The organism is Streptomyces sp. NPDC006733, from assembly GCF_040636125.1.
Classification (GTDB): Bacteria; Actinomycetota; Actinomycetes; order Streptomycetales; family Streptomycetaceae; genus Actinacidiphila.
The window spans coordinates 364,690-386,019 of sequence record NZ_JBEYJD010000002.1; the positions used below are offsets into that span (position 1 = coordinate 364,690).

At 72.7% G+C, this 21,330-nt stretch carries 21 protein-coding genes; 3 read left to right on the forward strand and 18 right to left on the reverse strand.

The window, feature by feature from the left end; translation table 11 throughout:
* Position 1: 1 nt before the first annotated feature.
* The 14 genes from nusB to ABZ721_RS03950 all read right to left on the reverse strand — a co-directional run bounded on the left by nusB (position 2) and on the right by ABZ721_RS03950 (position 13,114).
* Complete coding sequence (gene nusB / locus ABZ721_RS03885) at positions 2 to 427, reverse strand: transcription antitermination factor NusB (RefSeq protein ID WP_358786943.1); 426 nt, start codon at positions 425 to 427, stop codon at positions 2 to 4.
* A gap of 1 nt (position 428) precedes the next feature.
* Positions 429 to 995 (reverse strand): elongation factor P, encoded by a 567-nt coding sequence (efp, locus tag ABZ721_RS03890; protein WP_138352605.1) that lies wholly within the window; start codon positions 993 to 995, stop codon positions 429 to 431.
* Positions 996 to 1,048: 53 nt separating this feature from the next.
* Positions 1,049 to 2,158, reverse strand: coding sequence for an aminopeptidase P family protein (locus ABZ721_RS03895; protein ID WP_358786944.1), 1,110 nt, complete (start codon positions 2,156 to 2,158; stop codon positions 1,049 to 1,051).
* A gap of 96 nt (positions 2,159 to 2,254) precedes the next feature.
* Positions 2,255 to 2,953 carry an AAA family ATPase gene (locus ABZ721_RS03900; RefSeq protein ID WP_358786945.1) on the reverse strand — a complete coding sequence of 233 codons (699 nt, stop codon included), beginning with the start codon at positions 2,951 to 2,953 and terminating at the stop codon, positions 2,255 to 2,257.
* A 136-nt stretch (positions 2,954 to 3,089) separates the two neighbouring features.
* Entirely contained in the window at positions 3,090 to 3,530 is a 441-nt protein-coding gene (gene aroQ, locus ABZ721_RS03905; RefSeq protein WP_358786946.1) for a type II 3-dehydroquinate dehydratase, read from the reverse strand.
* Positions 3,527 to 4,618, reverse strand: coding sequence for a 3-dehydroquinate synthase (gene aroB / locus ABZ721_RS03910; RefSeq protein WP_358786947.1), 1,092 nt, complete (start codon positions 4,616 to 4,618; stop codon positions 3,527 to 3,529). Before aroB ends, aroQ begins: the two co-directional genes overlap by 4 nt.
* The gene (locus tag ABZ721_RS03915; RefSeq protein WP_358786948.1) at positions 4,615 to 5,130 is read right to left on the reverse strand and encodes a shikimate kinase; all 516 of its coding nucleotides are present in this window, start codon (positions 5,128 to 5,130) and stop codon (positions 4,615 to 4,617) included. Before ABZ721_RS03915 ends, aroB begins: the two co-directional genes overlap by 4 nt.
* Complete coding sequence (aroC, locus tag ABZ721_RS03920; protein ID WP_358786949.1) at positions 5,127 to 6,311, reverse strand: chorismate synthase; 1,185 nt, start codon at positions 6,309 to 6,311, stop codon at positions 5,127 to 5,129. The genes ABZ721_RS03915 and aroC overlap by 4 nt, the downstream gene beginning before the upstream one ends.
* A gap of 169 nt (positions 6,312 to 6,480) precedes the next feature.
* Positions 6,481 to 7,311 (reverse strand): shikimate dehydrogenase, encoded by an 831-nt coding sequence (locus ABZ721_RS03925; RefSeq protein ID WP_358786950.1) that lies wholly within the window; start codon positions 7,309 to 7,311, stop codon positions 6,481 to 6,483.
* The gene (gene mltG, locus ABZ721_RS03930) at positions 7,311 to 9,056 is read right to left on the reverse strand and encodes an endolytic transglycosylase MltG (protein ID WP_358786951.1); all 1,746 of its coding nucleotides are present in this window, start codon (positions 9,054 to 9,056) and stop codon (positions 7,311 to 7,313) included. The genes ABZ721_RS03925 and mltG overlap by 1 nt, the downstream gene beginning before the upstream one ends.
* Positions 9,057 to 9,177: 121 nt before the next feature.
* On the reverse strand, positions 9,178 to 9,642 hold the full coding sequence (gene ruvX, locus ABZ721_RS03935; RefSeq protein ID WP_358786952.1) for a Holliday junction resolvase RuvX: 465 nt from the start codon (positions 9,640 to 9,642) through the stop codon (positions 9,178 to 9,180).
* A gap of 2 nt (positions 9,643 to 9,644) precedes the next feature.
* Complete coding sequence (alaS, locus tag ABZ721_RS03940) at positions 9,645 to 12,317, reverse strand: alanine--tRNA ligase (protein ID WP_358786953.1); 2,673 nt, start codon at positions 12,315 to 12,317, stop codon at positions 9,645 to 9,647.
* Complete coding sequence (locus ABZ721_RS03945; RefSeq protein ID WP_358786954.1) at positions 12,317 to 12,664, reverse strand: DUF6167 family protein; 348 nt, start codon at positions 12,662 to 12,664, stop codon at positions 12,317 to 12,319. The genes alaS and ABZ721_RS03945 overlap by 1 nt, the downstream gene beginning before the upstream one ends.
* A gap of 6 nt (positions 12,665 to 12,670) precedes the next feature.
* On the reverse strand, positions 12,671 to 13,114 hold the full coding sequence (locus tag ABZ721_RS03950; protein ID WP_358786955.1) for a DUF948 domain-containing protein: 444 nt from the start codon (positions 13,112 to 13,114) through the stop codon (positions 12,671 to 12,673).
* A gap of 183 nt (positions 13,115 to 13,297) precedes the next feature.
* Between ABZ721_RS03950 and ABZ721_RS03955 the strand changes: the two genes are divergently transcribed.
* Positions 13,298 to 15,448, forward strand: coding sequence for an AAA family ATPase (locus ABZ721_RS03955; protein ID WP_358786956.1), 2,151 nt, complete (start codon positions 13,298 to 13,300; stop codon positions 15,446 to 15,448).
* 22 nt (positions 15,449 to 15,470) lie between these two features.
* Here ABZ721_RS03955 and rpsD read toward each other — a convergent pair whose 3' ends face one another.
* Positions 15,471 to 16,082, reverse strand: coding sequence for a 30S ribosomal protein S4 (rpsD, locus tag ABZ721_RS03960; protein ID WP_138352618.1), 612 nt, complete (start codon positions 16,080 to 16,082; stop codon positions 15,471 to 15,473).
* 124 nt (positions 16,083 to 16,206) lie between these two features.
* Between rpsD and ABZ721_RS03965 the strand changes: the two genes are divergently transcribed.
* Positions 16,207 to 16,935, forward strand: a complete 729-nt coding sequence (locus ABZ721_RS03965) for a DUF2470 domain-containing protein (RefSeq protein ID WP_358786957.1) — start codon at positions 16,207 to 16,209, stop codon at positions 16,933 to 16,935.
* A gap of 27 nt (positions 16,936 to 16,962) precedes the next feature.
* Here the strand turns inward: ABZ721_RS03965 and ABZ721_RS03970 are convergent, their stop codons facing one another.
* From ABZ721_RS03970 to ABZ721_RS03980, 3 genes are all read right to left on the reverse strand, one after another.
* The gene (locus tag ABZ721_RS03970; protein WP_358786958.1) at positions 16,963 to 18,312 is read right to left on the reverse strand and encodes a replication-associated recombination protein A; all 1,350 of its coding nucleotides are present in this window, start codon (positions 18,310 to 18,312) and stop codon (positions 16,963 to 16,965) included.
* Positions 18,313 to 18,322: 10 nt separating this feature from the next.
* The gene (locus ABZ721_RS03975) at positions 18,323 to 19,042 is read right to left on the reverse strand and encodes a gamma-glutamyl-gamma-aminobutyrate hydrolase family protein (RefSeq protein ID WP_358786959.1); all 720 of its coding nucleotides are present in this window, start codon (positions 19,040 to 19,042) and stop codon (positions 18,323 to 18,325) included.
* 93 nt (positions 19,043 to 19,135) lie between these two features.
* The gene (locus ABZ721_RS03980) at positions 19,136 to 19,891 is read right to left on the reverse strand and encodes an FCD domain-containing protein (RefSeq protein WP_358786960.1); all 756 of its coding nucleotides are present in this window, start codon (positions 19,889 to 19,891) and stop codon (positions 19,136 to 19,138) included.
* Positions 19,892 to 19,965: 74 nt separating this feature from the next.
* Here ABZ721_RS03980 and ABZ721_RS03985 point away from each other — a divergent pair, with 74 nt between their 5' ends.
* Positions 19,966 to 21,327 (forward strand): glutamine synthetase family protein, encoded by a 1,362-nt coding sequence (locus tag ABZ721_RS03985; protein WP_358786961.1) that lies wholly within the window; start codon positions 19,966 to 19,968, stop codon positions 21,325 to 21,327.
* The last annotated feature ends 3 nt before the right edge of the window (positions 21,328 to 21,330 follow it).

Below are 21,330 nucleotides of genomic sequence, written 5' to 3' on the forward strand. Positions count from 1 at the left end.
CCTAGCGCCGCAGGGTCGGCTTGAGGTCCTTCAGACGGGCCAGCAGCCCGTTGACGAAGGCCGGCGACTCGTCCGTGGAGAACTCCTTGGCGAGCTGGACCGCCTCGTCCAGCACGACCGCGTCCGGGACCTCGTCCTCCCAGATCAGCTCGTAGGTGCTGAGCCGCAGGACGTTCCGGTCGACGACCGGCATGCGGTCGAGCGTCCAGCCCACCGAGTAGGTCGCGAGCAGCTCGTCGATGCGGGGCGCGTTGGCGGCGTACCCCTCGACCAGCTGCATGGTGTACTCGGTGACCGGCGGCTGCCGGTCGTCGGTCCGGGCGAGCCGGATCCAGTCCGCCATAACGGTCTTCGGGTCGACACCCCGCTGATCCGATTCGAAGAGGATCTGGAAGGCGCGCTTGCGGGCCTTGTTCCGAGCAGCCACGTTAGCTGTTCACCCGGCCGAGATAGTCACCCGAACGGGTGTCGACCTTGATCTTCTCACCGGTGGTGATGAAGAGCGGGACGCCGATCTCGTAGCCGGTCTCGAGGCGGGCCGGCTTGGAGCCACCGGTGGACCGGTCGCCCTGGACGCCCGGCTCGGTGTACTCGATGACCAGCTCGACCGAGGCCGGGAGCTCGATGTAGAGGGGAGCGCCCTCGTACATCGCGACGACGGCCTCGAAGCCCTCGAGGAGGTAGTTGGCGGCGTCGCCGACGACCTCGGGGGTGATGTACACCTGGTCGAAGGTGTCGGTGTCCATGAAGACGAAGTCGGTGCCGTCCTTGTAGGAGAACTGCATACCGCGCTTGTCGACGTTGGCCGTCTCGACCTTGATGCCGGCGTTGAAGGTCTTGTCGACGACCTTGCCGGACAGCACGTGCTTGAGCTTCGTGCGGACGAAGGCGGGGCCCTTGCCGGGCTTGACGTGCTGGAACTCGACAACGGTCCAGAGCTGGCCGCCGTCGAGCTTGAGCACGAGGCCGTTCTTGAGGTCGTTCGTGGATGCCACGGTTGCGGAATCTCCTGAAAGTGCAGCTTCGGAGACCGAGGGGGCACGCCCTTTCACAGGGCGAGCAGTTCCTTGGTCGTAATGGTGAGTAGCTCGGGCCCGCCGTCCGTCACAGGACGTACGACGAGTGTGTCGTCGATGCGGACACCGCCGCGGCCCGGAAGGTGGACCCCCGGTTCGACGGTGACCGGCACGCAAGCGTCCAGTTTACCCATGGCCGCAGGTGACAGCCGAGGGTCCTCGTCGATTTCGAGTCCCACACCGTGCCCCGTCACCTCTCCGAGGGCCTGCCCGTAGCCCCCCGCGGCCAGCACCGAGCGTGCCGCGTGGTCCACATCACGGCAGGCCACACCGGGTGCGAGCGCCTCGCGGCCGGCCCGCTGGGCGGCGAAGACCAGCTCGTACAGCTCGATCTGCCAGTCGGCGGGAGAAGTCCCCACGACGAAGGTGCGGCCGACCTCGCAGCGGTATCCGCGGTAGCTGGCGCCGAGCCGGACGGTGAGGAAGTCGCCCTCCTCCACGCGCCGGTCGGTGGGCACGTGCCGGGCGGCCCCGGAGTGCGGCCCGGTGCCCACGCACGTGGGGAAGGCCGGGCCGTCCGCGCCGTGGTCGATCAGCCGCCGCTCCAGCTCCAGCGCGAGGTGGCGCTCGGTCCTGCCGATCAGGATCGACTCCAGCAGCTCGCCGAGTGCCTGGTCGGCGAGTTCGGCGGCGATCCGGATCGAGGCGATCTCCTGCTCGTCCTTGACCACCCGCAGCTGCTCCACGGCTCCGGCGAGGTCGCTCAGCCGCAGGCCGGGCGCGACCGAGCCGATCGCCCGGTGCCGCGCGACGGTCAGATGGTGCTCCTCGACGGCCAGGGTGTCGCCCCGCCGGTCGAGGACCAGCCCGGCCGCGGTCACCACCGGGTCGTCGTCCGCCCCCGTCAGGACCACGGTCCGCACGCCGTCCGGCGGCTGCCCCTCGGACAGGTCGCCCGCGGCGGGGCGGCGGCGGACCAGCGCGTCCTGGTCACCGGGGCCGACGAGCAGGACCGCGCCGGGCGGCGCGCAGCCGGCCAGGTAGCGGACGTTCGCGGGGCGGGAGACCAGCGCCGCCGCCGCTCCCGCCGCCGCGCATCGGTCGCGCAGGCGTTCTCTGCGGGCTGCGTGCACGTCGGACATGTCGCGAGCGTACGTGCGGGCTCTGCGGGGGGCCGCCCGAGCGCGTCCGACCGGGGGCGGGGCCGCCGGTCGCCCGGCATCGGGCCGGGCCCGGGGCTACCAGACGGGCGGGCCCTGGACGCTGCGGGCCACCACCCGGTCCAGCGCGGCGGCGGCGGCGACCACGTCGAGCTGCGAGTTGTCGATGATCGGCAGCCCCGATCCGTACCAGCCGGCCATCCGGCCGTGGATCCGGGCGACCTCCTCGTCGGACAGCCGCCGGTTCCCGTTGCGCGCGGCGTTGCGGGCGAGGACCACGTCCAGGCCCGGGAGCAGGACCACGGGCAGCAGGCCGGGGCCGACGTGCCGCTTCCAGCCGCCGAGGCCGACGACCGGCCGGTCCGGGAAGACCGCGTCGTCGATGATGCACGATATGCCGTTGGCCAGGAAGTTCCGGGCGGAGAAGCCGCAGGTGCGGCGGGCCAGCCGGTACTGCGCCTCGGAGTGCTCGTTCCACCCCGCCTGCGGGTCCGCGAAGCCGGAGCGGACCCACTCGCGGACGTCGTCGAGGCTGATGTGCGCGGTCGGCGCACCGCGGTGGTCGGCCCAGTGCCGGGCGATGGTGGTCTTGCCGGCCCCGGCCGCGCCGATCAGCAGGACCGCGACGGGCCCGGGCCCGCCGGCCGGCTGCTGGCCGCCGGAGGCGGCGGGCAGCTGCACCGGTCCCGCGGCGGGCAGCGGGAAGTGGCCGGTGGTGCTGGGGGCCGGCTGGGGCCCCGGCCGGCCGGGCTGCGGTGCCCCCACAGCGTGCTGCATCCCGTCCCACTCCATCTCGTGCCGGAGGTTCTGCTTCCGTGACGGCCGAGAACGGACCGTTCGAACCGAACCGTACCGTCCCCGGCGGGTCTTGTGTGAACGGCCGGGGAGCGGCACAGGTGCCCGGGCGGCGGGGTCAGTCGCCGATCTCCTCCGCCAGGGCGCGCAGCGCCAGCCGGTACGAGCCGATGCCGAAGCCCGCGACCGTGCCGGTGGAGACGGCCGCGATCACCGAGGTGTGGCGGAATTCCTCGCGGGTGTACGGGTTGGAGATGTGCACCTCGATCAGCGGGGCGGTGCGCTGCGCCGCCGCGTCCCGGATCCCGTACGAGTAGTGCGTGAACGCACCGGGGTTGATGACGACCGGGAGCCGCCCGTCGGCCGCCTCGTGCAGCCAGCGGATCAGCTCGCCCTCGTCGTTGGTCTCCCGGACCTCGACGTCGAAGCCGAGCTCCTTGCCGAGGGAGGTGCACGCCTCGACGAGGCCGGCGTACGAGGTGGCGCCGTACACGTCGGGCTCCCGGGAGCCGAGCCGGCCGAGGTTCGGCCCGTTCAGCACCAGGACGCGGCGGGTCACTTGGAGACCTCGGCGTAGGCGGCGACCAGGACGGCCGGGTCCGGGCCCTCCAGGACGGTGGGCTTGGCCAGGCCGTCGAGCACGATGAAGCGCAGCAGGTCGCCGCGGGACTTCTTGTCGACGCGCATGGTGTCGAGCAGCTTCGGCCACTGGTCGCCGCGGTAGGTCAGCGGCAGCCCCACGGACTCCAGGACGGTGCGGTGCCGGTCGGCGGTCGCGTCGTCCAGCCGGCCGGCGAGCCGGCCCAGCTCGGCGGCGAAGACCATGCCGATGGAGACCGCGGCGCCGTGCCGCCAGTTGTAGCGCTCGTTCTTCTCGATGGCGTGCGCGAGGGTGTGCCCGTAGTTCAGGATCTCGCGCAGGCCGCCCTCCTTGAGGTCGGCGGAGACCACGTCGGCCTTGACCCGGATGGAGCGCACGATCAGCTCGGCGGTGTGCTCGCCCTGCGGCGTACGGGCCGCGGCCGGGTCGGACTCGATCAGGTCCAGGATCACCGGGTCGGCGATGAAGCCGGCCTTGATGATCTCGGCGAGACCGCTGATGTAGTCGTTGGGCGGCAGCGAGTCCAGCGCCGCGAGGTCGCACAGCACCCCGGTCGGCGGGTGGAACGCGCCGACCAGGTTCTTGCCCTCGGCGGTGTTGATGCCGGTCTTCCCGCCGACCGCCGCGTCCACCATGCCCAGCACGGTGGTGGGGACGGCGATCCAGCGCACCCCGCGCAGCCACGTCGCCGCCACGAAGCCCGCGATGTCCGTGGTGGCGCCGCCGCCGACGCCGACGATGACGTCGGTGCGGGTGAAGCCGGTCTGGCCGAGCGCCTTCCAGCAGTAGGCCGCGACCTCGACGGTCTTGGCCTCCTCCGCGTTCGGCAGCTGGATCGCGATGGCCTCGAAGCCCTGCTCGGCGAGGTCCGCGCGCAGCGCCTCGCCGGTGGCGGCCAGCGCCTCCGGGTGCAGCACGGCGACCCGCTTGGCGGCGGGCCCGATCAGCGCGGGCAGCTCGGCCAGCAGCTGCCGGCCGACCAGCACCTCGTACGGCTCGGTGCCGGCGGTGCCGGCGATCGCGATCCGGATGGGGTTCTCGCTCATGCGTCCTTCAACTCCAGTGCGTCGAGGACCGCTTCGGCGGCGTCCTCGGGGGTGCGGCCGTCGGTGGAGACGACCGCGCGGGCGACCTCGGTGTACAGCGGGCGGCGCTTCTCCATCAGCTCGCGCCACTGCTGGCGCGGGGCGACGGCGAGCAGCGGACGCGGCGCGTCCAGGCCGACCCGCTTGACGGCGTCGTTGACCCCGACGTCAAGGAAGACCACCGGGCGGCCGCGCAGCAGGCTGCGGGCGGCCGGCGACATGATCGCCCCGCCGCCGAGCGCCAGGACGCCGGTGTGCTCGGCGAGGGCGTCGGTGACGGCGGCCAGCTCCAGCTTGCGGAAGTGGTCCTCACCGTCGTTGATGAAGATCTCCGGGATCGACTTGCCGGCCGTCTGCGCGACGTCCGCGTCGGTGTCGCGGTAGTCGGTGCCGAGCCGGGCCGCGAGGAGCATGCCGATGGTGGTCTTGCCCGCGCCGGGCGGGCCGACGAGGACGACCAGCGGCCCGGTCACCGGATCGCCAGGTTCTTCAGGTACCCCTCGACGTTGCGGCGGGTCTCGCCGACCGAGTCGCCGCCGAACTTCTCCGCGACGGCGTCGGCCAGCACCAGCGCGACCATCGCCTCGGCGACGATGCCGGCGGCCGGCACGGCGCAGACGTCGGAGCGCTGGTGGTGGGCGGCCGCGACCTCGCCGGTGACGACGTCGACGGTGGCCAGCGCGCGCGGCACGGTCGCGATGGGCTTCATCGCCGCCCGCACGCGCAGCAGCTCACCGGTGCTCATCCCGCCCTCGGTGCCGCCGGAGCGGCCGGTGGAGCGGCGGATGCCGTCGGCGGTCGGCACGATCTCGTCGTGCGCCTGCGAACCGGGCACCCGGGCCAGGTCGAAGCCGTCGCCGACCTCGACGCCCTTGATCGCCTGGATGCCCATCAGGGCGGCGGCGAGCCGCGCGTCCAGCCTGCGGTCCCAGTGCACGTGGCTGCCGAGCCCGACGGGGACGCCGTACGCCAGTACCTCGACGACGCCGCCGAGCGTGTCGCCGTCCTTGTGGGCCTGGTCGATCTGGGCGACCATCGCCTCGCTCGCCTCGGGGTCCAGGCAGCGCACCGGGTTGGCGTCGAGCAGCGCCTCGTCGGAGGGCAGCGGCACGACCCCGTACGGGGCCTTGGCCGCGGCCAGCTCCACGACGTGGCTGACGATCTCGATGCCCGTCGTCTCCTTGAGGTAGGAGCGGGCGACGGCGCCCAGCGCGACGCGGGCGGCGGTCTCCCGGGCGCTGGCGCGCTCCAGGACCGGCCGGGCCTCGTCCAGCGCGTACTTCTGCATGCCGGCGAGGTCCGCGTGACCGGGGCGCGGGCGGGTCAGCGGCGCGTTGCGCCCGAGGCCCGCCAGGATCTCCGGGTCGACGGGGTCGGCCGCCATGACCTGCTCCCACTTGGGCCACTCGGTGTTGCCGACCATGACGGCGACGGGGCTGCCCATGGTCAGGCCGTGCCGAACGCCGCCGAGGAAGGTGACCTCGTCCTGCTCGAACTTCATCCGGGCACCGCGGCCGTAACCCAGCCGCCGGCGCGCCAGCGCGTCCGCCACCATCGCCGTGGTGACGGGGATGCCGGAGGGCAGCCCCTCCAGCGTCGCGACGAGTGCGGGGCCGTGCGACTCCCCCGCGGTCAGCCAGCGCAACCTGCTCAACGGTGCTCCTCTTGCTCGCGCCTAGAACGTCCGAATGTCGACGGCACGGCCGGGTGCGCGGCCCTGGCCCGCCACCACCGATCCTCCCACGCCCGGAGCGACCCCCCGCCCCCGGTCCAGCTTGTGGACGCACCCGCGAAACCTGCGGGCCACCCGACGCGCGCGGACGCTAGCGGAGGGCGAGGGCCGCCTCGCCGGCGGCGCGCATCGCTGCGAGCGGGGCCGGGGTGCGGGCGGTCATCTGCTCCACCTGGAGCACGGCCTGGTGCACCAGGAGGTCCAGACCTCCGACGACCTCGCCGCCGCGGTCCGTCCAGGCGGCCGCGAGCGCGGTCGGCCACGGGTGGTAGAGGACGTCGAAGAGCGCGCCCGGCCGCTGCGGCACGGACGCGGCGAAGCCGTCGGTGGCGCCCGCCGGGGTGGTGGCGATCACCAGCGGCGCGTCGAACGCCTTCGCCGCGTCGGCCCACTCCTCGGTGCGCACCCGCACCCCCAGCCGCTCGCCCCACTCGCGCATCTCGGCGGCGCGGGCGGCGCTGCGCACGTACACGGTCACCTCGCCGGAGCAGATCCGGGCGAGCGCGGCCAGCGCGGACGAGGCGGTGGCGCCGGCGCCGAGGATGGCGGCGGACTCGACGGCGGCCACCCCGCGCTCGCGCAGGGCGGCGACCATGCCGGGGATGTCGGTGTTGTCACCGGTGCGGCGCCCGTCGGCGGTGAACACCACGGTGTTCACCGCCTCGACGGCGGCCGCGGTGTCACTGACCTCGTCGAGCAGCGGGAACACGGCCCGCTTGAGCGGCATCGTCAGCGACAGCCCGGCCCACTCCGGCGCGCCCAGATTGTCGAGGAACCCGGGCAGCGCCGCCTCGTCCACCTCGAAGGGGTCGTAGCGCCACCCGTCGAGCCCGAGCTCGGCGTACGCGGCGCGGTGCAGCACCGGGGAGAGCGAGTGGGCGATCGGCGATCCGAGGACTCCGGCGCGACGTGGTACTGGCATCAGCCGCTGCTCTTGTTCTTGTTGAATTCCTGGACGTTCTTCTGGTGCTCCGTGTAGCTGTCGGTGAAGCGGGTGTCGTTCTCCTTGACCGTCACGAAGTACAGCCAGTTGCCCGCCGTCGGGTGCAGCGCAGCGTCGATCGCCTGGTGCCCCGGGTTGCCGATCGGACCGGGCGGCAGCCCCTTGTGGAGATAGGTGTTGTACGGCGACGGGAACTTGGTGTCCTTGGTCGACGTGTTCAGCGTGGAGCGGCCCATGGCGTAGTTGATCGTCGAGTCGAAGCCCAGTGCCATGTCCTTGTCGAGCCGGTTGTAGATGACCCGCGAGACCTTGCCGAACTCGTCGTCCTGCTGGGCCTCGGCCTGGATGAGGCTGGCGATGGTGACGATCTGCAGAGGCGTCTTGTTGACCTTCCTCGCCTCGACCTCGATGTTGTCCTTGGCGTACTCGGCCTCGGCCTGCTTGACCATCGCCTTGAGCAGGTCGACCGGCTTGGTGGCCTTGCCGACGCTGTACTTGGCGGGGAAGAGGAACCCCTCGACGTTGCCCTGCGCCCACGCGGGCAGGCCCAGGTCGGCGCCCTTCGAGGCGGCCAGCGTGGTGCCCGCCTTGGCACCGAGGCGCTTGTCGATGGCCTCGTAGATCTCGGTGGCCCGCCGGCCCTCGGGAATGATGATCGCGCTCTGCTTGCTCGGGTCGGTCATCATCGTGACCGCCGACGCCGCCGACATCTCCTTGTGGAGCAGGAAGATGCCGGCCTGGATGCTCTTGCCCTTGGGGTTCTTGCCGGCGGCCGCCGTGAACGCGTCGACGCTCTTCACCACGCCCGCCGTCTTGAGGATGTTGCCCATGTCCGTGAGCGTCGAGCCCTTCGGGATCTCGACCTGGACGTCTCCGGTGCCCTCGCCCGAGAAGTCGGGGGCCGCGCCGAAGTGGCTCTCGTAGAACTGGTAGCCGAAGTAGCCGACGCCGCCGACGCCGCCGCCGAGGACCAGCAGGACGACCAGGCAGGCGCAGCCGCTGCGGCGCTTCTTGCCCTCTTTCTTGCCGCTCTTGCCGCCGCGCTTGCGGCCGCCGCGGCCGGCCGGGGCCTCTTCCTCCGGCTCCGCCTCGTCGGTGTCGTCGGCGAAGAAGGCGTGCGTCTCGGGCTCGGACTCGGCCTCCCAGTCGCCGGTGTTCTCCGGCGCGGAGCGCATCGGCTGCTGGGGCTGCTGCTCCGGCTGGTGCTGCTCCGGCTGCCGGTGCTGCGGCTGCTGCGGGGGCGGGTAGCCGCCCTGGCCGTAGAAGTCGGGCTGCTGGCCGTAGGGATCGGCGGGCGGCTGGCCGCCGTACGGGTCGCCGGGGTTGGCACCGTACGGGGCGGACGAAACCCCGGAGGTGTCCCAGTCGTTGTACTGCTGGGGGTGCCCCTGCTGCTGGTGGCCCTGCTGCTGCGGGTGGCCCTGCTGCGGATACTGCTGTTGCTGCTGCTGCGGGTAGCCCTGCTGCTGGTACTGCTCCTGCTGCCCGTACTGCCCCTGCTGCTGGGGGTACTGCTGCTGGTGCGGGTACTGCTGGTGCTGGGGCTGCTGCTCCTGCTGCGGGTACTGCTGCTGGGGGGCCTGCTGACCGTTGTACGGGTACTGCGGCTGCTGCCCCGTGGCATAGGGGTCCCAGGCGTCCTGCTGCTGGTATCCCTGGTCACCGAAGAGCGGGTCCTCGGGATGCCACGGTTCGGAGCCTTGGCCCCGGCCATAGTCGGTCATCGATCCCCTTGGTACGCGTCGGTACGCGGGGCGATCGCTTCGTCCGAAACTGGCCGCCCCTTGCGAAACGGGCGGCGCCAAGTGGCGCCGCCGTGTCGCGCGGAACGTTACCGTACCGCGATCAGCTGACCACTTCGACGCTCTCCCCCGCTGGTTTTCCCGACACCCGTTCGGTCTCCAGGGCGCTCTGCAGGATGACGATCGCGGCTGCCTGATCCACCACCGCACGGCCCTTTTTGGCCTTGACGCCCGAAGCGCGCAGCCCCTGGGTGGCGGTGACCGTGGTCATCCGCTCGTCCACCAGGCGCACCGGGACGGGGGCGATGATTTTCGCCACATCCAGCGCGAACGCCCGGACCTTGACCGCCGCGGGGCCCTCGTTGCCGCTCAGCGAGCGCGGCAGCCCGAGGACCACCTCGATCGGCTCGTACTCCTCGATGATCGCCGCGAGGCGGCGCAGCGCCGCCGGGACGTCCCGCCCCGGTACCGTCTCGACCGGCGTCGCGAGGACCCCGTCGGGGTCGCACGAGGCGACCCCGATCCGGGCGTCCCCGACGTCGACGGCGATGCGCCTGCCCCTGCGCACCGTCAGGCCTTCTCTTCGACCAGGCGCTGGACCGCGGCGACGGCCTCGTCCACGGCGGCCGGGTTCTGGCCGCCGCCCTGGGCGACGTCGTCCTTGCCGCCGCCACCGCCGCCGAGGGTCTTGGCCGCGGCCTTGACCAGTTCGCCGGCCCGGACGCCGCGCTCGCGGGCGGCCTCGTTGGTGGCGATGACGGTGAGCGGACGGCCGCCTGCCACGGTGAACAGCGCGACGACGGCGGCCCGGCCGGCGGTCCCGACGCGCTGGCGCACGTCCAGGACCAGCTTGCGCAGGTCGTCGGCGCCGGTGCCCTCCGGCACGGTGCCGGTGACCAGGGCCACGCCCTTGATGTCCTGGGCGCCCTGGGCCAGGCCCGCGGCGGCCTGGAGGACCTTCTCGGCGCGGAAGCGCTCGATCTCCTTCTCCGCGTCCTTGAGCTTGGCGAGCATGCCCGAGATCTTGTCGGGGAGCTCCTCGGGACGGCCCTTCACCAGCTCGGTGAGCTGGGCGACGACCGTGTGCTCGCGGGCCAGGAACTTGTACGCGTCCACCCCGACCAGGGCCTCGACGCGGCGCACCCCGGAGCCGATGGACGACTCGCCGAGCAGCTTGACCAGCCCGAGCTGGGCGGTGTTGCCGACGTGCGTGCCGCCGCACAGCTCCTTGGAGAAGTCGCCGATGGTGACCACGCGGACCCGGTCGCCGTACTTCTCGCCGAACTCGGCGATGGCGCCCTGCTTCTTGGCCTCTTCCATGCTCATGACCTCGGCGGTCACGTCGAGCTCCCGGGCCAGCACCTCGTTGATCTTCTGCTCGACGTCGGTGAGGACCGTGCCGGGAACGGCGGCGGGCGAGCCGAAGTCGAAGCGGAAGCGGCCCGGGGAGTTCTCGGAGCCGGCCTGGGCGGCGGTGGGGCCGAGCGCGTCCCGCAGCGCCTGGTGCGTCAGGTGCGTCGCGCTGTGGGCGCGGGCGATGGCCCGGCGGCGCACCAGGTCGATCTGGGCGAGCGCGCCGGCGCCGAGGGTGACCTCGCCGACCTGCACGACGCCCTTGTGCACGCTGACGCCGGCCACCGGCTGCTGCACGTCGCGGACCTCGATGATCGCGCCGGTGTCGATGCGGATCCGGCCGGTGTCGGCGAGCTGGCCGCCGCCCTCGGCGTAGAAGGGGGTGCGGTCCAGGACGACCTCGACCTCGTCGCCCTCGTGCGCGGCGGGCGACGGGACGCCGTCGACGAGCAGCCCGACGACGGTGGCCTCGTTCTGGTTGTTGCTGTAGCCGGTGAACTCGGTGGTGCCGGAGCGGTCGGCGACCTCGCGGTAGGCCGACAGGTCGGCGTGGCCCTGCTTCTTGCCGCGGGCGTCGGCCTTGGCGCGGTCCCGCTGCTCCTTCATGAGGCGGCGGAAGCCCTCCTCGTCCACCGTGAGGCCCTGCTCGGAGGCCATCTCGAGGGTGAGGTCGATCGGGAAGCCCCACGTGTCGTGCAGCAGGAACGCCTTGTCGCCGGAGAGGACGGTGCCCCCGGCGGCCTTGGTCTCGCTGACCGCGGAGTCCAGGATGTTGGTGCCGCCGCTGATCGCCTTGAGGAAGGCGACCTCCTCGGCGAGCGCCACGGTCTCGATCCGCTTGCGGTCGGTGACCAGCTCCGGGTACTGCTCGCCCATCGTCTTGATGACGGTGTCGACGAGCTCGCCGACGACCGGCCCCGTCGCGCCCATGAGCCGCATGTTGCGGATGGCGCGGCGCATGATGCGGCGCAGCACGTAGCCGCGGCCCTCGTTGCCGGGGGTGACCCCGTCGCCGATGAGCATCACGGAGGTGCGCATGTGGTCGGCGACGACGCGCAGCGAGACGTCGGTGCCGTGCTCGGCGCCGTACCGGACCCCGGTGAGCTCGGTCGCGGTGTCCATCACCACGCGCAGGGTGTCGGTCTCGTACATGTTCCGCACGCCCTGCAGGATCATCGCGAGGCGTTCGAGGCCGAGGCCGGTGTCGATGTTCTTCGACGGCAGCTCGCCCAGGATCTCGAAGTCGTCCTTGCCCTGGCCGGGGCCGCGCTCGTACTGCATGAAGACCAGGTTCCAGATCTCCACGTAGCGCTCGTCGTTGACGGCCGGGCCGCCCTCGACGCCGAACTCCGGGCCCCGGTCGTAGTTGATCTCGGAGCAGGGGCCGCACGGTCCGGGCACGCCCATGGACCAGTAGTTGTCGGCCTTGCCCAGGCGCTGGATCCGCTCGGCGGGCACGCCCACGACCTCGCGCCAGATGCGCGCGGCCTCGTCGTCGTCCAGGTACACCGTCACCCAGAGCTTCTCGGGCTCCAGGCCGTAGCCGCCGTCCGCCACGGAGCTGGTGAGCAGCTCCCAGGCGTACTTGATGGCGCCTTCCTTGAAGTAGTCGCCGAACGAGAAGTTGCCGCACATCTGGAAGAACGTGCCGTGCCGGGTGGTCTTGCCGACCTCTTCGATGTCCGGGGTGCGCACGCACTTCTGCACGCTCGTGGCGCGCGCGAAGGGCGGCTTGACCTCGCCGAGGAAGTACGGCTTGAACGGGACCATGCCCGCCGGGACCAGCAGCAGCGTGGGGTCGTCGGCGATGAGGGACGCCGAGGGCACGACCGTGTGCCCGCGCTCCTCGAAGAAGCGCAGCCAGCGGCGGCGGATTTCTGCCGACTCCATCAGTGATCGTCCTTCCGGTTGTACGACTGCTTGTGCGACTGCTTGTACGTCTTCAGCTGCTGGGGGCGCGGCCGGGGCGCGTCCAGCGCGGCCCGGTGCTGCTCGGGGAGGTCGCCCGCGGCGGCCTCCAGGCCCAGCGCGTCCTTGAGTTCGATCTCGCGCTCGGTCATCCCGGCGCGCACGTCCTGGGCGAAGAGCCGCAGGCGGGCGCCGGTTTCGAGCGCCTTGTCGGCCGCCGTCGCGGCGAGGCTGTCCGGAGAGAGCCTGCGCACCGCGCGGTTGACCTTGGTGGTGGCCCAGACGCCCGCGGCGGCGCCGGAGAAGAACCAGAACAGGCGGCGGAACATGGTGTGTCAGCCCTTCGAACGGTTGCGTCTGCTGCCGCGCCGGGCGGCCGGCAGCACCTTGCCGGCCACGACGGTCGGGGTCTCCCCCGCCTTCCCCGCACCTCTGGCCTGCAGGCCTACCGCGCGCCGCACTCCGTAGCCGAAGGCGGCGACCTTGACCAGCGGCCCGCCGAAGGTGGAGGCCACGGTCGAGGAGAGCGCGGAGGCGTTGGCGGTCACCTCGGCGACGTCCGCGGTGATCGTGTCGACCCGGTCGAGCTGGGTGTGCGCCGAGCGGAGCGCGGAGGTCGCCTCGCCGAGCAGCGGGACCGCCTGCTCGGTGACGCTCGCGACCAGCTCGGTGGTCCTGCGCAGCGTCTGCGACAGCCGGACCAGCGCCACCGCCAGGAACGACACCAGGATCGCCCAGAAGACGGCCACGATCAGGCCGGCCACCTCTCCACCCGACACGTTGCCGCTCTCCCTCACCGTCACCGCCGCACGACCAACAATCAGCTCCCGACCCTATCGCGCCCGGCCTCGGCGTTCGTACCGCGTTCCCGGCGCGGCGGCAGCGTCGCAGGGTAGTACCCCGAACGCCGGGAGGAGGCGTGATTGTACGTTCCGCTCACCACCCCGTACGCTCCGTAGACCATGGACACAGCGGGAAACCTCCCTGCCGAGCTGAACAGCTTCGTCGGGAGGGCCGCCGAACTCGCGGCCCTCGGCGGTCTGCTGGAGCGCGCGCGGCTGGTCACCATCACCGGAGTCGGCGGGGTCGGCAAGACCCGGCTCGCGACACGCGCGGCCCAGCAGGTGAAGAACCGGTTCCCCGACGGGGTGTGGTTCGTCGAGCTGTCCGCCCTGCACGACGCGGAGCTGCTGGACCACACCGTGGCCGAGGCGCTGCGGCTGGCCGACCACACCGGACGGCCGCCGCGGACCGCGCTCGCCGAGGAACTGGCCGAGCGCGAACTGCTGCTGGTGCTGGACGGCTTCGAGCACGTGGTGCGCGAGTGCGCGGACCTCGTCGCGGAGCTGCTGCGCCGGGCGCCCGGCCTGCGGGTGCTGACCGCCGCGCGCCGGCCGCTGGGCATCACCGGCGAGCACACCGTCGCGCTGGCGCCGCTGCCGGTCACGGCCGCGGACGGCGACGCCGTCCGGCTCTTCACCGACCGGGCGGCGGCCGTGCTGCCGGGGTTCACGCTCGGCCCGGCCGACCGGGGCGCGGCCCTGGAGCTGTGCCGGCGGCTGGACGGCATCCCGCTGGCGCTGGAGCTGGCGGCGGGCCGGCTGCGGGCGCTCTCCGTCGACCAGGTGCTGGAGCGCCTCGACGACCGCTTCCGGCTGCTGACCGGCGGTGACCCCACCGCCCCGTCCCGCCACCAGACGCTGCGGACCGCGATCGGGTGGAGCCACGAGCTGTGCACGCCCGCCCAACGGCTGCTGTGGGCGCGGCTCTCGGTCTTCGCCGGGCAGTTCGACCTGGAGGCCGCGGAGTACGTGTGCTCCAGCCCCGACCTGCCCGCCGAGGACGTCCTGGAGACCGTCGCCCAGCTGGTGGCGCAGTCGGTCGTGGCGTGCGAGGAGGGCGTCGGCTACCGGATGCTGGAGACGGTCCGCGAGTACGGGGCCGGCTGGCTGGAGGCGCTGGACGACACGGCGCGCATGCAGCGCCGGCACCGCGACTGGTACCTGGGGCTGGCGACCTGGTGCGAGCTGGACTGGTTCAGCCCCCGGCAGGCCGAGGTCGCCGCCCGGGTCGAGGCGGACCTGCCCAATCTGCGGCTGGCGCTGGAGTTCAGCCTCAGCGGCTTCGAGGATCCGCACGTGGGCCAGTACCTCGCCGCCACCCTGTGGTTCTACTGGGTGGGCTGCGGGCGGCTGTCCGAGGGCCGGTTGTGGCTGGCCAGGGCGCTGGAGCTGGAGACCTCGCACGCCGAGGCGCGGGCCAAGGCGATGTGGGTGTACGGGTACGTGGCCGTGCTGCAGGGCGATCCGGTGTGCGCGCTGGGTGTGCTGCAGGAGTGCCGCGACGAGGCCGCGCTGACGGGCAACGCTCCGGCCTCGGCGTACGCGGTGCACCGGCTGGGGTGCCTGGCGCTGCTGTCGGACGACATCGGGCGGGCCGAGGAGCTGATCGGGACGGCGCTGGACGCCTACCGCGAGATCGGCGAGCTGAACAGCAACGTGCTGATGGCGCAGGTCGAGCTGGCGATGGCGGTCGCCTTCCGGGGCGACCTGGAGCGGGCGGTGGCGCTGAGCGAGGAGGTCCGCGACATCTGCCACGACCACGGGGAGCGCTGGACCCTGGCCTACGCGCTCTACGTGCTGGGGTACGCGGCCTGGCTCGCCGGGGAGCCGGCCCGCGCGCGGGAACTGGTGGAGGAGTGCCTGGTCATCGACCACGCCTTCCACGACCTGGTCGGCGCCGTGCTCGCCATCGAGCTGCTGGCGCTGATCACCGAGGGCGAGGGCGCGCCGTACGAGGCGGCGGTGCTGCAGGGCGCGGCGGGCCGCGTCTGGCGCTCGGTGGGCCTGCGGCTGTTCGGTTCGCAGTACTTCAACGCGCCGCACGAGCTGTGCGAGCAGCGGGTCCGGTCGGCCCTGGGCGACGGCGCCTACGAGGCGGCTCTGGCGGAGGGCGGCCGGTTCGGGCTGGACGCGGCGGTGGAGCGGGCGCTGCACGCCGCGCCGGCGGAGCAGCCGCCGGGGCGGCTCGGCCCCGGGGCGCGGCCGGCCGGGCCCCGTACGCACGAACCCGCCGCCTCCCCTGCCGTGGGCGGCGGGGAGACGGCGGGCTGAGCGTACGGGTGGCCTCGCCGGATCAGCGGGCGTAGTACTCGACGACGAGCTGCTCGTCGCAGATCACCGGGATCTCGCGACGGTTCGGGTCGCGGTCCAGGCGGAAGGCCAGGGCCTGCAGGTTGACCTGCAGGTACTTCGGCGTCTCGCCCTCGCCGGCCCAGCCACCCTCGCGGGCGACCTGGAACGGGGTCTTCTCGCGGCTGCGCTCGCGGACCATGACGACGTCGTCGGGGCGCACGCGGAAGGAGGGCTTGTCGACCTTGCGGCCGTTCACCTCGATGTGACCGTGCACGACCATCTGCCGGGACTGGTAGATGGTGCGGGCCAGACCGGCCCGCAGGACGAGCGCGTCCAGACGGCGCTCAAGCTCGATGATCAGCGCTTCGCCTGTCTTGAGGTCGACCTTCCGAGCGCGGTCGTAGGCACGGCGCATCTGCGTTTCGCTGATGTCGTACTGGGCGCGCAGACGCTGCTTCTCGAGCAGACGCGTCTTGTAGTCGCTGTTCTGCTTGCGACCGCGGCCGTGCTCGCCGGGCGGGTACGGGCGGGCCTCGAAGTACTTGACTGCCTTGGGGGTCAGCGCGATGCCGAGCGCACGCGACTTCTTGACCTTGGGACGCGACTGGTTCACGTGGAACGATCCTCCATGTAAATTAGGTAAGGCTTACCTTAGCTGAGGAGATCGCATGATTCGACCCGGGAACCCCATGCCTGCGCACGGTCAGCCGCGCCCCGATGTGGACGATGCGCCCCGGATGCCATCGGCAGCCGAACGCGCGCGAACTCTAGTCGAGGGTAACCCCTCCGCTGTACTGGTCATTCCCGGGATGACCACCGTACTGCCCGGTCAGATGGTGCCCGAGATGCGCAGTGTCGGCCCCGAGGGCGACGTGTTCCTGCTGTTCCCGGCCGACTCCCCCGCCGTCCGGGCCGCCACCCGCGCCGACGGCGACGAGCTGACCGCTGTGTTGGAGATCACCGACGTGGCACCGGTCTCGGTGCCGCACCGGATCCGCGGCCGTGCGTGGATCGCGGGCTGGCTGACCCCGGTGCGCGACGAGCCGGTCGTGCCCGGCACGGCGCTGCTGCGGCTGGAGGTCGGTGAGGCGTCGATCGACGACCTGTGGGGCGCGGAGCAGGTGGAGCCCGACGAGTTCGCCGACGCCGTCGCCGACCCGCTGGCGCCGCACGAGTCCGAGCTGCTGCAGCACCTGGCCGCCGCCCACGAGGACCAGGTGGGGTGGCTGTGCGGGCTGGTCGGCGGCTACGCCGGCCGGGACGCCGAGTGCGCGGGCGCCCGGACGGCGGTCCCGGTGGCGCTGGACCGGTTCGGGCTGCGGGTGCGCTTCACCGACCCCGACGGCACCTTCGACGCCCGCTTCGACTTCCCCGAACCGGTGCGCGGCCACGAGGAGTTGCACCGGGCGATGCACACCCTCTTCGACGCCGCCCGCGCCTGCGCGGACGACCTGCACGGGGCGTGACCCCGGCGCTCCCCGGCCCCTCCCCGGTCACTCCCCGGCCAGGCGCTCCCGGACGCGGTCCAGGACGTCGGCGTACCGGGCCTCCGCGCCGTAGCGGGTGGGCTCGTAGTAGCGGCGGCCGTGCACCTCGTCGGGGGCGTACTGCTGGGCGGCGATGGCGCCGGGCAGGTCGTGCGGGTACCGGTAGCCCTGGGCGTGGCCGAGCTTGGCCGCGCCCTTGTAGTGCCCGTCGCGCAGGTGCGGCGGCACCGGGCCCGCCAGGCCCTTGCGCACGTCGGCCAGCGCCGCGTCGATCGCCAGGTAGGCCGCGTTGGACTTCGGCGCCAGGGCGAGGGCGATCGCGGCCTGCGACAGGATGATGCGCGCCTCGGGGAAGCCGATCATCGCGACGGCCTGCGCCGCGGCGACCGCGGTCTGCAGCGCGGTGGGGTCGGCCATGCCGACGTCCTCGCTGGCCGAGATCATCAGCCGGCGGGCGATGAAGCGCGGGTCCTCCCCCGCCTCGATCATGCGCGCCAGGTAGTGCAGCGTGGCGTCCACGTCGGAGCCCCGGATGGACTTGATCAGGGCGCTCGCCACGTCGTAGTGCTGGTCGCCGTCCCGGTCGTACTTCACCGCGGCCCGGTCGACGGACTCCTCCAGCGTGCCGAGGGAGATCTCCGCCTCGCCCTTGGCGATCGCCGAGCCGGCGCCCGCCTCCAGGGCGGTCAGCGCCCGCCGCGCGTCCCCGCCCGCGATGCGCAGCAGGTGGGCCTCGGAGTCGGCGGGCAGCGTCACGGCGCCGGCCAGCCCGCGCTCGTGGGTCAGTGCCCGCTGCAGCACGCCGCGCAGGTCGTCGTCGCTGAGCGGCTCCAGGGTGAGCAGCAGCGAGCGGGAGAGCAGCGGGGAGATGATCGAGAAGTACGGGTTCTCGGTGGTGGCCGCGATCAGGGTGACCCAGCGGTTCTCGACGGCGGGCAGCAGCGAGTCCTGCTGGGCCTTGCTGAAGCGGTGGATCTCGTCCAGGAACAGCACCGTCTCGCGGTCGTAGCCGCCGGACTGGCGCTTGGCGCTCTCGATGACCGCGCGGACCTCCTTGACGCCCGCGGTGATCGCCGACAGCTCGACGAAGCGCTTGTTGGTGGCCTTGCTGACCACGTACGCGAGGGTCGTCTTGCCGGTGCCGGGCGGGCCCCACAGGATCACCGAGGACGGTCCGGCCGGGCCGCCGCTGCCCTCCCCGACCAGCCGGCGCAGCGGTGAGCCCTGCTTGAGCAGGTGCTGCTGGCCGACCACCTCGTCCAGGACGCGCGGACGCATCCGCACGGCGAGCGGGCTGTTGCCCGGCTCCCTCTCCTGGCGGTCCTCTGCGGCTGCGGTGAACAGGTCGGGCTCCATTCCTCCGAGCCTATGGCACGGGTGTGACAGCGCCCCCTGCCGCCGCCAGCAGGGCCAGCACCAGCCGCGGATCCGTGCCCATCTCGGGGTGCCACTGCACGCCCAGCGCGAAGCCCGGCCCCGGCAGCTCGACCGCCTCCACGGTGCCGTCCTCGGCGTACGCGCCCACCGTCAGCCCGGCGCCGAGGGCGCCGACGGCCTGGTGGTGGTAGGTCGGCACGCTGGACGGGGCCGGGGTGATGCGGGCGAGCAGGGTGCCCGGCACCGGGGTCACGACGTGCTCGCCGAAGACCCCCGGCTCGACGGCGTGCCCGTCGTGGCCGACCGTGTCCGGCAGGTGCTGGACGAGCGTGCCGCCGTACAGCACGTTCAGCAGCTGCATCCCGCGGCACACGCCGAGGACGGGGGTGCCGGAGTCGATCGCGGCCCGCAGCACCGCCAGCTCCCACCGGTCGCGCTCGTGCGCCCTGGGCCCGGTGCGCGGATGGCGCGGCTCCCCGTAGAGGGCGGGTTCGACGTCGGGGCCCCCGGCGACGATGACGGCGTCCATCCTGGCGACGGCCGCGGCCGCGACGTCCGGGTCGTCCGGCGGCAGCAGCGCGGCGATGCCGCCCCCGGAGCGGACCATGCGGGGGTAGACCTCCGGCAGGAGGGCGGCGGCGGTCTCCCAGACGCCCCACCGGGCGGTGTCCAGGTAGGTCGTGACGCCGACCAGCGGCTGCTCGGGCATGGACCGGTCCTCCCAACGGACTTCATGGACTTCTGCAAAGGTTTGTGTTCGTACCTTTTCGGTTGGCGCGGCGGGATGCAAGCCCCGCCCGCGTCAGGCGAGGAAGCCGCGCAGCAGGGCCGCGGTGCCCTCGGCGTGCTCGCGCATCACCGCCGCGGCGGCCTCCTGATCGCCCCCGAGGATGGCCTCGACGAGCGCCGCGTGCTGGCCCTGCGAGTGCTCGAGGTTGCGCACCAGGACGGGGATGCAGTCCAGCAGCTCGTTGACCTGGGCGCGCACCGCCGCGTACTGCGTGGCCAGCGACGGGGAGCCGCAGAGCTCGGCGATGGTCAGGTGCAGCAGGGTGTCGGCGCGCCGGTAGTCGGCGGCGGGAGCGTCCCCGGTCTCGCGCAGCCGGCGGCGCAGCAGCTCCGCCTGCTCCCCGGTCAGCTCGGTACGGGCGCACAGCCCGGCCGCCCCGACCTCCAGCACCTCGCGGAAGCGCAGCACGTCGTCCAGGCCGCCGGCGCCCAGTCCGGCCGCCCGGCGGCGCAGCTCGTGCTCCGCGTCCGCCCGGCCCGCGCCGTGCGACGGCGGCCGCTCGCGGACGAAGGTGCCGCCGTGCCGGCCGCGCCGGGTCTCGACCAGCCCCTGTTCGTGCAGGACCTTCAGCACCTCGCGCAGCGTCACGCGGCTGATCCGCAGCCGCTCGGCCAGCTCGCGCTCGGCGGGCAGCCGCTCACCGCCGGGGACCAGCCCGAGGCGGACGACCTGGAGCAGCTGTTCCAGCGCCTCCTCGAAACCGTTGCCGCCGCGGACCGGGCGCAGCACCGGGGCCAGCGGATCGACGGAGATTTGACGCTCGCTCATGCGTGGGCCCCTTCCCCATCAATGGTTCCAGCCCATACCTTAGTACTCCCGTCCGATCCGAGAGGAACTCCCTCGTGGCAGATCGCACACCCCCTCTGTCCGTCGACGCGCTGCGCACCCTGGTGGAGGCGGGGACGGTCCACACCGTCATCCTCGGCTTCGCCGACATGCAGGGGCGGCTGCAGGGCAAACGCTTCGCCGCGCCGTTCTTCCTCGACGAGGTGCTGGCCCACGGTACCGAGGGGTGCAACTACCTGCTCGCGGTGGACGTCGACCTCAACACCGTCGACGGCTACGCGATGTCCTCCTGGGAGCGCGGCTACGGCGACTTCGCCATGCACCCCGACCTCGGCACCCTGCGCCACGTGCCGTGGCAGGACGGCACCGCCCTGGTCATCGCCGACCTGGCGTGGAACGACGGCAAGCCGGTGGCCGCCGCGCCCCGGCAGATCCTGCGCCGGCAGCTGGGCCGGCTGGCGGAGCGCGGCTGGACCGCCCACGCCGGCACCGAGCTGGAGTTCATCGTCTTCCGCGACACCTACGAGCAGGCGTGGGACGGCGGCTACCGCGGGCTGACCCCCGCCAACCAGTACAACGCCGACTACTCGGTGCTCGCCACCTCCCGCGTCGAACCGCTGCTGCGCCGCATCCGCAACGAGATGGCGGGGGCGGGCCTGACCCCGGAGTCCGCCAAGGGCGAGTGCAACCTCGGCCAGCACGAGATCGTCTTCCGCTACGACGAGGCGCTCGTCACCTGCGACCAGCACACCGTCTACAAGACGGGGGCGAAGGAGATCGCCGCCCAGGAGGGCGCCTCGCTCACCTTCATGGCGAAGTTCAACGAGCGCGAGGGCAACTCCTGCCACATCCACCTGTCCCTGCGGGACGCGGAGGGGCGCCCCGCCATGGCGGGTGAGGACGGCGTGATGTCGCCCCTCATGCGGCACTTCCTGGCCGGGCAGCTCGCCGCCCTGCGCGACTTCTCCCTGCTGTACGCGCCCAACATCAACTCCTACAAGCGTTTCCGGCCGGGCTCCTTCGCCCCCACCGCGGTCGCCTGGGGCCTCGACAACCGCACCTGCGCGCTGCGCGTCGTCGGGCACGGCGCCTCGCTGCGCCTGGAGAACCGCGTCCCGGGCGGCGACGTCAACCCGTACCTGGCCGTGGCCGGGATGGTCGCGGCCGGCCTGTACGGCATCGAGCACGAACTGGAGCTGCCGGAGGCCTGCACGGGCAACGCCTACACCGCCGACTACGAGCAGGTGCCCTCCACTCTGCGGGAGGCGGCCGGGCTGTGGGCGGCCAGCCCGATCGCGCGGGAGGCCTTCGGCCAGGACGTCGTCGACCACTACGGCAACATGGCGCGGATCGAACAGGAAGCGTTCGACACCGCCGTCACGGACTGGGAGCGGTTCCGCTCCTTCGAGCGGATGTAGGGA

What these genes read in the sequence shown, in the direction of transcription:
- ABZ721_RS03895 (WP_358786944.1), bottom strand. Translation starts at nt 2,158, where the DNA reads ATGTCCGACGTGCACGCAGCCCGCAGAGAACGCCTGCGCGACCGATGC.
- ABZ721_RS03900 (WP_358786945.1), bottom strand. Translation starts at nt 2,953, where the DNA reads ATGCAGCACGCTGTGGGGGCACCGCAGCCCGGCCGGCCGGGGCCCCAG.
- aroB (WP_358786947.1), bottom strand. Translation starts at nt 4,618, where the DNA reads ATGAGCGAGAACCCCATCCGGATCGCGATCGCCGGCACCGCCGGCACC.
- ABZ721_RS03925 (WP_358786950.1), bottom strand. Translation starts at nt 7,311, where the DNA reads ATGCCAGTACCACGTCGCGCCGGAGTCCTCGGATCGCCGATCGCCCAC.
- mltG (WP_358786951.1), bottom strand. Translation starts at nt 9,056, where the DNA reads ATGACCGACTATGGCCGGGGCCAAGGCTCCGAACCGTGGCATCCCGAG.
- alaS (WP_358786953.1), bottom strand. Translation starts at nt 12,317, where the DNA reads ATGGAGTCGGCAGAAATCCGCCGCCGCTGGCTGCGCTTCTTCGAGGAG.
- ABZ721_RS03945 (WP_358786954.1), bottom strand. Translation starts at nt 12,664, where the DNA reads ATGTTCCGCCGCCTGTTCTGGTTCTTCTCCGGCGCCGCCGCGGGCGTC.
- ABZ721_RS03955 (WP_358786956.1), top strand. Translation starts at nt 13,298, where the DNA reads ATGGACACAGCGGGAAACCTCCCTGCCGAGCTGAACAGCTTCGTCGGG.
- ABZ721_RS03965 (WP_358786957.1), top strand. Translation starts at nt 16,207, where the DNA reads ATGCCATCGGCAGCCGAACGCGCGCGAACTCTAGTCGAGGGTAACCCC.
- ABZ721_RS03970 (WP_358786958.1), bottom strand. Translation starts at nt 18,312, where the DNA reads ATGGAGCCCGACCTGTTCACCGCAGCCGCAGAGGACCGCCAGGAGAGG.
- ABZ721_RS03975 (WP_358786959.1), bottom strand. Translation starts at nt 19,042, where the DNA reads ATGCCCGAGCAGCCGCTGGTCGGCGTCACGACCTACCTGGACACCGCC.
- ABZ721_RS03980 (WP_358786960.1), bottom strand. Translation starts at nt 19,891, where the DNA reads ATGAGCGAGCGTCAAATCTCCGTCGATCCGCTGGCCCCGGTGCTGCGC.